15 protein-coding genes are annotated in these 13,249 nt (G+C 74.1%); 14 read left to right on the forward strand and 1 reads right to left on the reverse strand.

Features of this window, described 5'->3' with window-relative positions; genetic code table 11:
* The 6 genes from A6Q79_RS09715 to A6Q79_RS09740 form a co-directional block, all read left to right on the forward strand.
* A partial coding sequence (locus tag A6Q79_RS09715; protein WP_317698005.1) for a DoxX family protein occupies positions 1–370 on the forward strand: 370 nt, incomplete at its 5' end.
* On the forward strand, positions 367–1,914 hold the full coding sequence (locus A6Q79_RS09720) for a bifunctional 3-(3-hydroxy-phenyl)propionate/3-hydroxycinnamic acid hydroxylase (RefSeq protein ID WP_286690504.1): 1,548 nt from the start codon (positions 367–369) through the stop codon (positions 1,912–1,914). The genes A6Q79_RS09715 and A6Q79_RS09720, both read left to right, overlap by 4 nt.
* Positions 1,911–2,414 carry a hypothetical protein gene (locus A6Q79_RS09725; RefSeq protein WP_317698009.1) on the forward strand — a complete coding sequence of 168 codons (504 nt, stop codon included), beginning with the start codon at positions 1,911–1,913 and terminating at the stop codon, positions 2,412–2,414. The genes A6Q79_RS09720 and A6Q79_RS09725 overlap by 4 nt, the downstream gene beginning before the upstream one ends.
* Entirely contained in the window at positions 2,411–3,052 is a 642-nt protein-coding gene (locus A6Q79_RS09730; RefSeq protein ID WP_317698011.1) for a cytochrome P450, read from the forward strand. Before A6Q79_RS09725 ends, A6Q79_RS09730 begins: the two co-directional genes overlap by 4 nt.
* Entirely contained in the window at positions 3,049–3,243 is a 195-nt protein-coding gene (locus A6Q79_RS09735) for a ferredoxin (RefSeq protein ID WP_286690502.1), read from the forward strand. Before A6Q79_RS09730 ends, A6Q79_RS09735 begins: the two co-directional genes overlap by 4 nt.
* Positions 3,240–4,370 carry an NAD(P)/FAD-dependent oxidoreductase gene (locus A6Q79_RS09740; protein ID WP_286690501.1) on the forward strand — a complete coding sequence of 377 codons (1,131 nt, stop codon included), beginning with the start codon at positions 3,240–3,242 and terminating at the stop codon, positions 4,368–4,370. Before A6Q79_RS09735 ends, A6Q79_RS09740 begins: the two co-directional genes overlap by 4 nt.
* A 16-nt stretch (positions 4,371–4,386) precedes the next feature.
* On the opposite strand, the gene A6Q79_RS09745 is transcribed toward A6Q79_RS09740, so the two are convergent.
* Positions 4,387–6,039: an FAD-binding dehydrogenase gene (locus tag A6Q79_RS09745; protein WP_286690500.1), complete on the reverse strand. Its 1,653-nt coding sequence runs from the start codon at positions 6,037–6,039 to the stop codon at positions 4,387–4,389.
* Between the two features lie 128 nt (positions 6,040–6,167).
* On the opposite strand from A6Q79_RS09745, the gene A6Q79_RS09750 reads away from it, so the two are divergent.
* From A6Q79_RS09750 to A6Q79_RS09785, 8 genes are all read left to right on the forward strand, one after another.
* Positions 6,168–7,322: a CdaR family transcriptional regulator gene (locus tag A6Q79_RS09750; RefSeq protein ID WP_286690499.1), complete on the forward strand. Its 1,155-nt coding sequence runs from the start codon at positions 6,168–6,170 to the stop codon at positions 7,320–7,322.
* Between the two features lie 25 nt (positions 7,323–7,347).
* Positions 7,348–7,767 carry a nuclear transport factor 2 family protein gene (locus A6Q79_RS09755; RefSeq protein ID WP_286690498.1) on the forward strand — a complete coding sequence of 140 codons (420 nt, stop codon included), beginning with the start codon at positions 7,348–7,350 and terminating at the stop codon, positions 7,765–7,767.
* Between the two features lie 157 nt (positions 7,768–7,924).
* Positions 7,925–8,287, forward strand: a complete 363-nt coding sequence (locus A6Q79_RS09760) for a hypothetical protein (protein WP_317698015.1) — start codon at positions 7,925–7,927, stop codon at positions 8,285–8,287.
* Positions 8,288–8,494: 207 nt separating this feature from the next.
* Entirely contained in the window at positions 8,495–9,322 is an 828-nt protein-coding gene (locus A6Q79_RS09765) for an amidohydrolase family protein (RefSeq protein ID WP_286690496.1), read from the forward strand.
* Positions 9,323–9,416: 94 nt separating this feature from the next.
* On the forward strand, positions 9,417–9,941 hold the full coding sequence (locus A6Q79_RS09770) for an MSMEG_0572/Sll0783 family nitrogen starvation response protein (protein ID WP_253026680.1): 525 nt from the start codon (positions 9,417–9,419) through the stop codon (positions 9,939–9,941).
* A 10-nt stretch (positions 9,942–9,951) separates the two neighbouring features.
* Positions 9,952–11,073 (forward strand): MSMEG_0568 family radical SAM protein, encoded by a 1,122-nt coding sequence (locus A6Q79_RS09775; RefSeq protein WP_286690495.1) that lies wholly within the window; start codon positions 9,952–9,954, stop codon positions 11,071–11,073.
* Position 11,074: 1 nt separating this feature from the next.
* A complete protein-coding gene (locus tag A6Q79_RS09780) occupies positions 11,075–12,505 on the forward strand; it encodes an MSMEG_0567/sll0787 family protein (protein WP_286690494.1) in 1,431 nt (476 codons plus the stop codon).
* Positions 12,502–13,249: carbon-nitrogen hydrolase family protein (locus A6Q79_RS09785; protein WP_317698020.1), on the forward strand; the 748-nt coding region annotated here is incomplete at its 3' end. The genes A6Q79_RS09780 and A6Q79_RS09785, both read left to right, overlap by 4 nt.

Consider the following 13,249-nt stretch of genomic DNA (forward strand, 5'->3'; position numbering starts at 1 on the left):
CCGCGACGACGACATGATCGTCTCCGGCGGGGAGAACGTGTACCCGCTGGAGGTCGAGAAGACCCTCGACGCCCACCCCGAGGTGCACGAGAGCGCGGTCATCGGGGTCGAGCGCGCGCAGCACCTGGGCTACCCTGTCGCGGCGTTCCGTGCGGTGGGCGCCTTGGAGCTGCTTGGCGTGGCAGGCCTGTGGGTGGGCCGCGCCGCGTCGGGTCCGCTCGCGACGACCGCGCTCGTGGCGCTGCTCGTCCTCATGGCCGGCGCGGTCGTGTCGCACCTGCGCGTCGGGGACGGCATCGCGGCCGTGGCGCCGGCGCTCGTGGTGGCGGCGCTGCTCGTGGCGCTTCTGGCGCTGGGCGTCGCACCGTGAGCCCGACGCTGCCCGTCGTCGTCGTGGGTGCCGGCCCCACCGGCAGCGCCGCCGCCCTGGCCCTCGCGGCGCGCGGCGTGCGCACGGTGGTGGTCGAGCGCTGGCCCGAGGTGTACCCGCAGCCGCGCGCCGTGCACCTGGACGACGAGGTCTACCGGGTGCTCGTGCGGCTCGGGCTCGAGGACGACCTGGCCCGGCTGACCCGCCCGTGCGCCGGCCTGCGCCTCGTCGACGCCGACCTGCGGGTGCTGGCGTCGTTCGACCGCTCGGGCGCGTCGCCGGTGACGGGCTACCCGCGGGCGAACATGTTCGACCAGCCGGTGCTCGACGCCGTGCTCCGCGAGCGGCTGCGCTCGACTCCGGAGGTCACGTTGCTCACGGGCCGCGAGGTGGTCGGTGTCGAGCAGGAGTCGGCCGACCATGTGGTGGTGCTGCACCGCCCGCTCGACGACGACGGGCCGCAGGAACGTCTCGAGGCGTCGTTCCTGCTGGGCTGCGACGGCGCCAACAGCGTCGTGCGGCGGGAGCTCGGCGGCAGGATGGTCGACCTCGGCTTCGAGCAGCGCTGGCTCGTGGTCGACGTCGACACCGACGTCGACCTCGGCCACTGGGACGGGGTGCACCAGGTCTGCGACAGCACCCGCGCCGCGACCTTCATGCGCGTCGGGGCGCGGCGGTACCGCTGGGAGCTGCAGCTGCTCGACGACGAGACCGCCGACGACCTCGCGTCGCTGCCCGCGGTGCTCCCGCTGCTGCGCCCCTGGCTCGGCGACGTCGACGCGGCCGACCTGCAGCTCGTCCGCTCGACGGGCTACACCTTCCGCGCCGCGGTCGCGGAGCGGTGGAGGTGGGGCCGTGTGTTCGTGCTGGGCGACGCGGCGCACCTGACGCCACCGTTCGTCGGCCAGGGCATGGGCGCGGGCATCCGCGACGTCGACAACCTCGTCTGGAAGGTCGCGGGCGTGCTCGACGGCACGCTGCCGTTCGACGTGCTCGACACCTACGAGCTCGAGCGCTCCGCGCACGCCCGGGCCATGATCCTGCTGGCCCGCCGGGTCGGCGTGCTGATGAGCTCCGGGGGCCGCCTGGGCGACCACGCCCGCGGAGCCGTGCTCCCGCTCGTCGCCCGGTCGGCGCGGCTCTACGCCGGTGCGGTCGACAGCGCCACGCCCGCGCTGGTGCGCTCCTCCCTCGTGCTGAGGTCGCGCGGCGACCGGCTGGCGGGGACGCTGTGCCCGAACGTCACCGGCGGCGGCGCGACCCTCGACCGTCTGGTCGGGCACCGGTGGGCCCTCGTGACGTCGGTGCCGCCGTCGCCGTCGGCCGTGGAGGAGCTCGCGTCGCGCGACGTGGCCGTCGTCGAGGTCGGCCCCGCCACGGCCGGGACCCTCGACGGCCTCGCCACCTGGCTCGCCGAGGCGGACTGCGCGGCCGCCCTGGTGCGACCCGACCGCACCGTCATGGCGTCCGGGCCCGACCTGCCCGCGCTGGTCGCGACCGCGACGTCCCTCCTGCTGCCCGCCCGGACCGAGGTCCCCGCATGAGCCCGACCGCACCCACCTACCGTCCCGACGTCTACGCCACCGGGGCGATCCTCGACCCCTACCCGCACTACCGGCGCATGCGCGAGCTCGGCCCGGTCGTGTGGCTGCCCCGGCAGCGTGCGCACGCCGTCGTGCACCACGCGCCCTGCAAGGAGGTGCTGCTCGCCGACGACCGGTTCCGCTCGGAGCGGGGCGTGGCGCTGAACCCGGTGGCCAACCGGCTGAGCCGCGGCACGACCCTCAACAGCGACGACGCGGACCACGAGCGCCGGCGCCGTCTGCTCGCGAGCCGGCTGACCCCGAAGGCGCTGCGGTCGATGCGTGAGGAGGTCGACCGGCGCGCGGACGCCGTCGTCGAGGCCGCCGTGTCGCGCGGCGAGGTCGACGGTGTCGGCGCGAGGGTCGGGAGCACCTCCTGCCCTGGGCGGGGGCGACCTTCGACTGCCTGGGCCCGGCGAACGCGCGGACGCTCCGCGCCGCACCGCGGACCCTGCGCATGATGCGGTTCGCCCGCTCCGTCGTGCGTCGCGGCGACGTGCTGCCGGGGTCGATGGGCGCCGACCTGCTCGCGAAGGTCGAGTCCGGCGAGGTGCGTCGGGAGGAGTGCCCAGCGCTGATGATCGACTACCTGGCACCGTCGCTCGACACCACGATCAGCGCGATCGCGAGCGCGCTCTGGCTGCTCGCCACGCACCCCGACCAGTGGCAGGCGCTGCGCGCCGACCCGTCCCTCGTCCCGAACGCGGTCAACGAGGTCGTGCGCGTGGAGTCGCCGCTGCGCGCGTTCTCGCGCTGGGTCGCCGCCGACACCGAGGTCGCCGGCACACCACTGCGTCGCGGATCGCGCGTGGTGGTGCTCTACGCCTCCGCGAACCGCGACGAGCGCGTCTGGGACCGGCCCGACGACGTCGACGTCACCCGCGACGCCAGCCAGCAGCTCGGGTTCGGCCAGGGCGTGCACGGCTGCGCGGGCCAGGGCCTCGCCCGCCTGGAGACGCAGGCGATCCTGCGCTCGCTGCTGGAGCGCGTCGACCGGCTCGAGCTCACGGGTCCCGCGACCTGGGGCCGCAACAACATCATCCACTCGCTCGACCGGCTGCCCCTGCGGCTGGTCCCCGTCCAGGAGGCCGCACGATGAGGGTCATCGCCGACTACGACCGCTGCGAGGGCCACGGGCTCTGCGTCGACCAGGCGCCCGAGGTCTTCGACCTCGACGACGACGGCGAGCTCGTCCACCACCTCGAGGACCAGGACGTGCCCGCTGCGCTGGAGGAGGCGGCGGGGCGCGCCGTCGACTCCTGCCCGGTGGCCGCCCTGCGGCGCGCGTGAGCACCCGTCCGCCGCGTCGGGTGCTGGTCGTCGGCGGGTCGACGGCGGGGTCCACCGCGCTGCGCAAGCTGCGCCGCCGGGGCTTCGACGGTCGGCTCACCCTGCTCGACCCGCTCGACGGCACCCATCGTCCGCCGTTGTCGAAGGCCGTCCTGGCCGACGCGGCGCACGAGGCGTCGGTGCTCATGGACCTCGGGTCGCTCGACGTCGTCCGCGTGCCGTCGGCGGCGGCCTCGCTCGACGTCGACGCCCGCGTGGTGACCGACGTCGACGGCGCCGAGCACGGCTACGACGCGTTGCTCGTGGCCACGGGCGGCCGAGCACGACGGCTCGCTACGGCGGGTCAGGACGGCGAGCTGGTGCTGCGGACGGTCGCCGACGCGCGGCTGCTGCGCGAGCGGCTCGCGACGGCGGCCTCGGTCGTGGTGGTCGGGGCAGGGTTCCTCGGGCTGGAGGTGGCCACGGCCGCACGGCGGACCGCGGCGACGGTGACCGTCATCGACCCGGAGCCGCCCCTCGTGCGGCTGCTCGGCGACCACCTCGCGACCGTGCTGGTGGGACGCGCGACCGACCACGGCATCACCCTCCGGCGCTCCGCGGTGCGCCTGCACGGCAGCCCGGTGCGCGGCGTGGAGCTGGACGACGGCAGCGTGCTCGAGGCCGACGTCGTCGTGACCTGCGCCGGCGACGTGCCCGAGACCGCCTGGCTCGAGGGCAGCGGTGTCGCCGGCCCGCAGGGCGTGCCGGTGGACGCGTCGTGCCGCACCCGTCGGGACGATGTGTGGGCGGCGGGCGACGTCGCCGCGCCGGTGGTCGACGGCGCGTCCGTGCGCCGACCGCTCTGGGCCAACGCGGTCACCCAGGGGCGCGTGGCGGCGGCGTCGATGCTCGGCCACGAGGTCGACGCACCGGTCCTCGACGACTACGCCTGGACCGAGGTCGCCGGGACGTCGGTGAAGGTGGTCGGCCGACTGCCCTGCTCAGGCACGCCCCGGGTTCTCGAGGAGTCCGCGGACGGCGGTCGGCTGCTCGCCTTCGGCACCGACACGGTGGCGGCGGTCGGGCTCCGCCGCCCCGTCCCGCGGCTGCGTCGAGCGCTGGCCGAGCTCAAGGCGTCCGGGGCCTGAAGCCCAACGCCGGACCTCAGCCCACCTGCTCCGCTGCGGCCCGACCGGCGACGCGGCCGGAGAACAGGCAGCCACCGAGGAAGGTGCCCTCGAGGGCGTTGTAGCCCATCATCCCGCCGCCGCCGAAGCCGCTGACCTCTCCGGCTGCGTAGAGGCCGGGCAGGGGCGTGCCGTCGCTGGTGAGGCAGCGGCCGGACAGGTCGGTCTCCAGGCCGCCGAGGGTCTTGCGGGTGAGGATGTTCAGGCGGACGGCGATGAGGGGGCCGTTCTTCGGGTCGAGGAAGCGGTGCGGGGTGGCGACGCGGACCAGCCTGTCGCCGCGGTAGCGTCGCGCGCCGCGCATGGCGGTGATCTGCGCGTCCTTCGTGAAGTCGTTGTCGATCTCGCGGTCGCGGGCCTCCACGAGCCGACGCAGCGCGTCGACGTCGACCGTCACGTCGTCGTCGCCCACACGGTTCATGCCGGTGACGAGCTCCTCGAGCGTGTCGGCGACGACGAAGTCCTCGCCGTGCGTCTTGAACTTCTCGATCGGTCCCGGTGCACCCGGACGGACGCGCGAGAGCAGCAGCTTGACGTCCTTGCCGGTGAGGTCGGGGTTCTGCTCCGAGCCCGAGAGCGCGAACTCCTTCTCGATGACCTTCTGAGTGAGCACGAACCAGGAGTAGTCGTGGCCGGTGCCGCGCAGGTGCTTGAGGGTGCCGAGGGTGTCGAAGCCGGGGAAGTAGGGCGCAGGGAGGCGGCTGCCGGTGGCGTCGAGCCACAGCGACGACGGGCCGGGCAGGATGCGGATGCCGTGGTTGGCCCAGATCGGGTTCCAGTTCCGCAGCCCCTCGACGTAGGCCCAGAGCCGGTCGGGGTTGATGACCGAGGCGCCTGCGTCCTGGGTGATGGTGAGCATGCGGCCGTCCACGTGCGCCGGCACCCCGGCGACCATCGTGGCCGGGGGAGTGCCGAGCCGCTCGGGCCAGACCTTGCGGACGAGGTCGTGGTTGCCGCCGATGCCGCCCGACGTGACGACCACGGCCTGCGCGCGCAGCTCGAAGTCGCCGACCACGGTGCGGCTCGACGCGACGCCGCGGTCGACGCCCGTGGGCTCGAGCAGCGAACCGTGCGCGCCGACCACCACGCCGTCCTCGACGACCAGGCCGTCGACCTGGTGGCGGAAGGCGAACCGGATGCGTCCGGTCGCCACGTGCTCGCGGACGCGTCGCTCGAACGGTGCGACGACGCCGGGGCCGGTGCCCCACGTCAGGTGGAAGCGGGGCACGGAGTTGCCGTGGCCCTCGGCCCGCCCGTCGCCACGCTCCGCCCAGCCGACGACCGGGAACAGTCGTAGGCCCATGCTGTGCAGCCACGACCGCTTCTCGCCGGCGGCGAAGTCGAGGTAGGCCTCCGCCCAGCGCCGCGGCCACGCGTCCTCGGCGCGGTCGAACTGGGCGCTGCCCATCCAGTCCTGCTCGGCGAGCTCGCGGGAGTCCTTGACGCCCATGCGCCGCTGCTCGGGGGAGTCGACGAGGAACAGGCCACCGAGGCTCCAGAACGCCTGCCCGCCGAGGTTCTGCTCGCCCTCCTGGTCGAGCAGCAGCACGCTGCGACCACGGTCGGCGGCCTCCGCCGCGGCGACGAGACCGGCCAGGCCGGCTCCGATGACGATGACGTCGGCGTCCATGCGTGCTCCTTCGTGTGCGAGCCGGGTGCGGGGTCGCTGTCACCTAGGATGCATTCGCAGGGCGCGAGGGACCATGGTCTTCATCATCTGGTGAGCAACGACGTCGCGTGCAAGTGACAGGAGGACCGATGGGGTCGGTGCAGCGACGGGCCGTGCAGGCGCGGGTGCTCGCCGACGGTGGACGCCTCGCGCCGCGCATCGCCGACGCCCTGCAGCGCGAGATCCCCGCGTACGCGTCGCTCGGCGAGGCCCAGCGGCGCGAGACCGAGGCGATCAGCCTCTGGGGCGTGCAGCGTCTGCTCGAGCTCTGGGTGGAGGACGGTCGGCTCGGCGACGCTGACCTCCGCCAGTTCCACGGCATCGGCGTGGCCCGCGGGACCGACGGGCGGCCGCTGTCGGCGGTGCTGCGCGCCTACCGGGTCGCCGCGGTCGAGGCGAGCGGGCTCGTGCGCGACAGCGGTGTGGCGGAGCTCGACGTCGAGGACGTGCTGGCCATGAACGTCGTGCTGCTGGAGTCGCTCGACGCCCTGTCCGAAGCACTGTCGGCGGGGTACGCGGCCGCGACGGAGCGCCTCGCGACCGACCGCGACGAGGTGGTGCGCGCACTGACGCAGGACCTGCTCGCCGGTCGCCAGACCTCGGCGGCGGCGCTCGCGGACCGCACCCGCCTGCTCGACCTCACGCTCCCGGCCCGGCTGACGATGACGGTGGTCGGTGCCGCGGGGAGCGACGTGACCGCGGGTGACGTCGCCCAGCTGCTGGCGTCGGCGGACACCGACGGGCTGGTGCTCTCGACGACGCGTCAGGGTGTCGGCGTCGTCCTGCACGAGCGACCGCTCGACCTCGGCGTCGACGTGCGGTCCCGCGGTCGGCGCACCTGCCGGATCGACGACGTCGCCCTCACCGACCTTCCCGCGACGTTCCGGCTCGCCGAGGTGGCGGTGCGTCACGCACCGCTCGACATGAACAGCACACCTGCGATGGTCGAGGCCGACGCGCTGCTGGTGGCGCTGCTGCACGGGCAGCCGCCGGTGGACCCTCGGACCCTGGCCGAGGCGGCCCTGCGCCCACTGCTGGAGCCCGACCAGGCGCACCTCCTGGCCGGTCTGCGGGAGTTCCTCGAGCACGGGTCGGCCGTGGCGGCGGCGGACGCGCTCGGTCTGCACCCGCAGTCGATGCGCTACCGGTTGCGACGGGTGCGCGAGACCACGGGCCGCGACCTCGGCTCGGCGTGGGACCTGCTGCTCGCGACCGCGGTGTCGGTGCTCTCGCTGCAGCCCTGAGGGTGGGGCGTGGTTCGATGGGCGCGTGGCCGACCCAGACCTCCTCGTCGAGCGCTACCTCGCGGCCCTGGAGGCTGCCGACCTCGACGCCGTGCTCGCCCTGTTCGCACCGGATGCCACGGTCGTGTCGCCGCTGTACGGCACGCACCCGGCCCGCGAGTTCTACCCGGTCCTGTTCGCCGACACGGCGGAGTCGCGCCTGACCCTCAAGGCGACGATGCGCGGGACGCGCGACGGTGGCGAGCTGGTGAGCTTCTGGTTCGACTTCGACTGGACGCTCGCCTCGGGCGAGCCGGCCCCGTTCTCGGTGGTCGACGTCGCCGAGCTCGACGACGCGGGACGGATCGAGCGGCTCACGATCGTCTACGACACCGCCCCCATCCGCGGGGCGTTCGACCGCCAGCGGCCCGACGTCGACCAGGACGAGGCGACTGCCGGAGCCTGAGTCCCCGGTGACCGTGCGCCCGTCGCGACCTGGCGATCGAGCGGGTCGTCCCCCGGAATGCGACCCTGGCCCTCGAGGACGGCTCCTACTCTTGAGCGGTGTCACGCACCACGAAGAGCTGGAACGGCCGATGACGACCCGCATCCGCGCAGGCGCCGTGGCGGCGCTCGCCGCTGCCCTGCTCGCCGGTGCTGTCTGCGCGACCTTCGCGTCGCCGGACACCACGCCCTCCTTGGTGTTCCGAGCGATCCCCGTGGCAACGGTCGTCGTCCCAGGACTTCTGGTCGCAGCAACTCAGCTCTCGGCTCTGCAGCAGCGGAGCAAGCGCTACGTGACGGCCGTCCAGGTCGTGGTCGGCCTGCTGTGCCTGGCAGCCGTCGCTCTCCTGGAGCTGGGCGGTGAGACGGACATCGGCGGCGGGATGGCGCTGATCGCAGCCCTCTGGCTGCTGATCGTCACGACGGCGGTGACCGGCCTCATCGTTGCCTCGGTGGCGGGGGACGAGCCCGCCCGACCGTGAGGTAGTCGTCGTCTCCTCGCCCGTGATCGCCCCGGTGCGACCGCGCCGACGGCGTGGACGCGCGAGGGAAGCCCGCTGACGTGCCAGCCTCGCGCGCGTCGGCCATGTTTCGCGATCGCCGCCGCGAAACAGTCGAGTCGCGCAGTCCTTCCGACGACGTAGTCCGACGGTGACCAGTCCGAAACATCTCGAGCGCTGAATGGAGGCATGCCTCCCGCACCGCTCGACGCGCACCGCCACATCGGCGAGCTGCCTGCGTTCCCGTTCTACGGCGGCCCGCCGATCCGGGCCGACGTCACGGCCAAGGCGACGGTGCGCGACTTCCTGCAGACCCTTGATGACGAGGGGACCGAGCGGACGCTGGTGCTGCCGAACTACGGCGTGCCCGTGCCGGACGCCGCCTTCGACCTGAACCCGCTCGCGCTCGAGGCCGCGCAGCGCGACGACCGGGTGAGCTGCGGACTGTGGGTCTCGCCGAAGGCGTCCGACGCCGAGCGCAACACCGCCGCGCTGGCCCTCGTCGGCGAGCAGGGCGTCAAGGCCCTCAAGACCAGCTTCCTGCTCGGCGGCAGTCCCACCGACCCCGACTGCGCCGAGGAGATCGACCGCATCTTCACCACGGCCGCCGAGCACGACCTCGTCGTCCACGTGCACACCTCGCCCGGCGCGGCCTCCGACGTCGACCAGGTCGGCACGCTCGTCGACCGCTACGGCGACGATACCAAGATCCACCTCGTCCACCTCGGGGGCGGGATGAGCGGACACATGAAGCTCATCGGCGGCCGGCTCTTCGACTGGATCGAGGCCGGCAAGAAGGTCTATACCGACACCAGCTGGACCATCGGCTTCGCTCCCGCCTGGCTCGTGCAGGAGATCGAGCGCCGCGGCGTCGGGCACGACCGGATCCTCTTCGCCACCGACGCCCCGTGGGGCGACTTCGCGGGCGAGCACGCCCGCCTCGCCGCAGCAGCCGGCGACGGCGAGCTCGCCGACCTGTTCTTCCGGCGCAACTTCGAGGCGCTCTACGGCACCTGACCCCCTGATCCCTGGCCGCGGCTCGCCGGCCAGTGCACGACCCGCACGACCCCACACCGCACTACCCCATCCCACACCGCACCAGGAGAAGGCCATGACCGACATCGACGACCAGATCGCCCAGAACATCGCCGCCTCGCTCGCGGAGATCCCGCACCCGTCGCAGGCGAAGGGCACCAACCTCTACGGCTCGACCAAGATCTTCCCCGACTACCAGGCGGAGGACGGCGAGAGCTACTTCACGCTCGTCCACGGCATCCCGCACGAGTCGAGCGTCAGCTTCGTCGCGATCCTGCAGGCCACCCGCGCCCTGCGGAAGGGCTTCGACTCCGCGATGTACTTCTACGGCCCCGGCACCCTCGCGTGCATGGCCACCCGCGGCTTCCCGACGACGGGCGACGCCGGGTTCCCGGGCGAGCTGAACATGAACGCCTCGCTCGAGACGTTCATCGCCGAGGGCGGCACCGTGTTCTGCTGTCGCTTCGGTCTCGCCCTGCACGGTCTGCGCGAGGAGGACCTCATCGAGGGCGTCATCCCGGCGCACCCGCTCGACGTCCAGGACGCGCTGATCCACTACGCGCGCAAGGGCGCCATCATCAACTCGACCTACAACCTCTGAGGGCACGGCCATGACCGCCCTCCCCGATCTCGCCGCCCAGAGCCCGGCACCCCTGCCGGGCCCTGAGCAGGGCTCGCGCACGTCGACGCGCGTCGACGTCGCCATCCAGGGCATCCGGCTGCTCGACGCGCCGCTCACGCGGCCGAACGGCGCGGGACCGAGCGCCGACGGCCACGTGCTGCTCGACGGGGTCGGTGCGGCCATCCCCCTCAACCCGCGGAGCCCGTACTCGGTGTCCGGCGGCCGCCTCCTGCTCGACGGGGCCGACACCGGCCTCGGCGTGGAGGCGGTCGGCCGGCCCCGTTTCTACGACCTCCAGACCGTCGACGGGGTGAGCTACGAGAAGATCGCCCGCCTGCACGCCGCGAACGTGCTGGCCACGACGGTCGTGCAGACCTGCGCCCGCTACGACGAGTCGGAGCGGTGCCGGTTCTGCGCCATCGAGCAGTCGCTGGAGCAGGGCTCGACCATCGCGGTCAAGACGCCGCAGCAGGTGGCCGAGGTCGCGCGGGCGGCGGTCGAGCTCGACGGCGTGACCCAGATGGTCATGACCACCGGCACCTCCCGGGGACGCGACCGCGGCGCCACCCACCTCGCACGGTGCGTGCGCGCCGTGCACGAGGTGCTGCCCGACCTCCCGATCCAGGTGCAGATCGAGCCGCCGGGCGACCTCGCCTCGATCGCCGAGCTGCACGAGGCGGGCGCGCGGTCCATCGGCATCCACGTGGAGTCGCTCGACGACGACGTCCGTCGGCGCTGGATGCCCGGCAAGTCCACGGTGTCCCTCGACGAGTACCGCGCCGCCTGGCGCGAGGCGGTGCGCGTCTTCGGCCACAACCAGGTCTCGACGTACCTGCTCGTCGGGCTCGGCGAGGACCCCGACGAGCTGGTCGCCGGGGCCCGCGAGCTCATCGACATGGGCGTGTACCCGTTCGTCGTCCCGTTCCGTCCGCTCGAGGGGACGCTCGCGACCGACGTCGACCACGTCGCCGCGCCCGCCACCGCCGACGTCGGGCGCGTGACCCGCCAGGTCGCGACGGCGCTGCGCGTCGCCGGCATGGCGGGGTCGGACCAGGCGGCGGGCTGCGCCGCCTGCGGTGCCTGCTCGGCGCTCAGCTGCGAAGGAGCATGACATGACCTTCGAGATCGACCACGGTATCCTCACCGGCAGGCGTCCCGCGTCGACCGCGCCTGCGGACTACATCGTCGTGCAGGCCGACGCCACGCAGCGCGAGGCCTACCGGCGGCTCCGGCGCGACGTGTTCGTACGGGAGCAGGGTCTGTTCTCGACGACCGACCACGACCGCGCCGACGACGACCCGCGCATCGTCGTGCTGGTGGCCCGCTCGATCGCCGGCGAGGTGCTCGGCGGGGTGCGGCTGCACCCGGCCCCGCACGCCTCCACCGAGGAGCGCGACCTCGGCTGGTGGCGCGGCAGCCGGCTGGCCGTCCGGCCCGACGTGCGGGGCGCGACCGGTGTCGGCTCGGCGCTGGTCCGCGCCGCCTGCGCCTGGGCGGAGTCGCTCGGCGCGCTGCGCTTCGACGCGGTCGTGCAGACCCAGCACCACCCCCTGTTCACCCGGCTCGGCTGGACCACCACGGGCGACGTCGAGCTCCAGGGCCGTCCGCACGTGATGCTCTCGTGGCCCATCGCGCGGGTCCAGCGGCTGGCCGAGGCCACGAAGTCGCCGCTCGGCAGCCTCCTCGCCGGCCTGGGCGCACCCGAGGGAGGTGCGCCCGCACCCGGCTTCTGGGGCGACGACGGCGCCCCCGTGCCGGGGTCCGACCTGGTGGCGGCCTGCGACGCGATCCTGCCCACGATGGTCGAGCGCGACCCCGAGTGGGCCGGCTGGTGCGCGGCGCTGGTCAACCTCAACGACCTCGCGGCCATGGGCGCGACGCCCGTGGGCCTGCTCGACGCCGTCGGGGCCCGCGACGCGTCGTTCGCCCGACGGGTCCTGGCCGGTCTGCGCGCCGCGTCGGAGGCGTGGGGCGTCCCGGTGCTCGGCGGTCACACGCAGCTGGGCGTCGCCCCGGCGCTCAGCGTCACCGCCCTCGGCCGCACCGACCGGCCCGTGCCCGGCGGCGGTGCCCGGCCGGGCGAGGAGGTCCGGCTGACCGCCGACCTCGGCGGCGGGTGGCGACCGGGCTACACCGGGTCGCAGTGGGACTCCTCGTCGCACCGCTCGCCCGGGGAGCTGCGCGCCCTCGGGCGCGTCGTCGCCGACCTGCGGCCCGCCGCCGCCAAGGACGTCAGCATGAGCGGCCTGGTCGGCACCACCGGCATGCTCGCCGAGGCGAGCGGGGTCCGCGTCGTGCTCGACGTCGACCAGGTGCCGACACCCGCCGGAGCCACGGTGGGCGACTGGTTCACGTGCTTCCCCGGCTTCGCCATGGTCACGACCGACTGCGCCGGGGCGCAGCCGGTGGAGCTGCCCCGTCACGTCACGTCGCGCGTGTGCGGCGAGACGCTCGAGGGCGCCGGGGTCGGGCTGCGCTGGCCCGACGGAGTCGTGACCGAGGCCGTCCGCGGCCCGGTCACCGGGATGGGAGCAGCAGCATGACCACGACACGACTCGCCGCGGTGTCGGAGAACTTCGGCCGCGACGTCGAGCAGAACCTCGCCCGCATCGCGACCCTCGCCGACGAGGTGCGACCGCCCGGTGGCGGTGGCCTCCTCGCGCTGCCGGAGGCCTGCCTCGGCGGCTACCTCTCCGTGCTGGGACGCGGTCGCGACGGCAGCCACGACGAGCAGCCCGACTCGCTGCCGCCCGTCATGGACGTCGACGGCCCCGAGCTGCGGCGCGTGGCCGCGATCGCCCGCGACCTGACGCTCGTGGTCGGGTTCTGCGAGTCCGACGGCGCCGCCCGCTACAACAGCGCTGCCGTCGTGACCGGCGACGGCGTGCTCCACGTGCACCGCAAGGTGCACCAGCCGCTGGGGGAGGGGTCCTTCTACGAGGCCGGCGACACCTTCGCCGCCGTCGACACGCCGGCCGGCCGGCTCGGCGCCCTCATCTGCTACGACAAGGCGTCCCCCGAGGCCGGTCGCGCGCTCGCCCTCGACGGTGCGGAGGTCGTCGTGTGCATCTCGGCCTGGCCCGCGTCGCGCACCTCCTCGGCGGGCGACATCGCCGAGGACCGGTGGACCCAGCGGTTCAACCTCTTCGACACGGCCCGGGCGCTCGAGAACCAGGTGGTCTGGGTGGCGTCGAACCAGGTCGGCACGTTCGGGTCGCTGCGCTTCGTGAGCCATGCGAAGGTCGTCGGCCCGGGTGGCGACGTCCGCGCCACGACCGGCGTCGACG

The organism is Aeromicrobium sp. REDSEA-S32_B7 (assembly GCF_001626145.1).
In the GTDB taxonomy this organism is placed as follows: domain Bacteria; phylum Actinomycetota; class Actinomycetes; order Propionibacteriales; family Nocardioidaceae; genus Aeromicrobium; species Aeromicrobium erythreum.

Excerpts from the sequence above, each read along its gene's own strand:
- A6Q79_RS09730 (WP_317698011.1), top strand. The coding sequence starts at position 2,411 with ATGATGCGGTTCGCCCGCTCCGTCGTGCGTCGCGGCGACGTGCTGCCG.
- A6Q79_RS09770 (WP_253026680.1), top strand. The coding sequence starts at position 9,417 with ATGACCGACATCGACGACCAGATCGCCCAGAACATCGCCGCCTCGCTC.
- A6Q79_RS09735 (WP_286690502.1), top strand. The coding sequence starts at position 3,049 with ATGAGGGTCATCGCCGACTACGACCGCTGCGAGGGCCACGGGCTCTGC.
- A6Q79_RS09750 (WP_286690499.1), top strand. The coding sequence starts at position 6,168 with ATGGGGTCGGTGCAGCGACGGGCCGTGCAGGCGCGGGTGCTCGCCGAC.
- A6Q79_RS09765 (WP_286690496.1), top strand. The coding sequence starts at position 8,495 with ATGCCTCCCGCACCGCTCGACGCGCACCGCCACATCGGCGAGCTGCCT.
- A6Q79_RS09780 (WP_286690494.1), top strand. The coding sequence starts at position 11,075 with ATGACCTTCGAGATCGACCACGGTATCCTCACCGGCAGGCGTCCCGCG.
- A6Q79_RS09725 (WP_317698009.1), top strand. The coding sequence starts at position 1,911 with ATGAGCCCGACCGCACCCACCTACCGTCCCGACGTCTACGCCACCGGG.
- A6Q79_RS09745 (WP_286690500.1), bottom strand. The coding sequence starts at position 6,039 with ATGGACGCCGACGTCATCGTCATCGGAGCCGGCCTGGCCGGTCTCGTC.
- A6Q79_RS09775 (WP_286690495.1), top strand. The coding sequence starts at position 9,952 with ATGACCGCCCTCCCCGATCTCGCCGCCCAGAGCCCGGCACCCCTGCCG.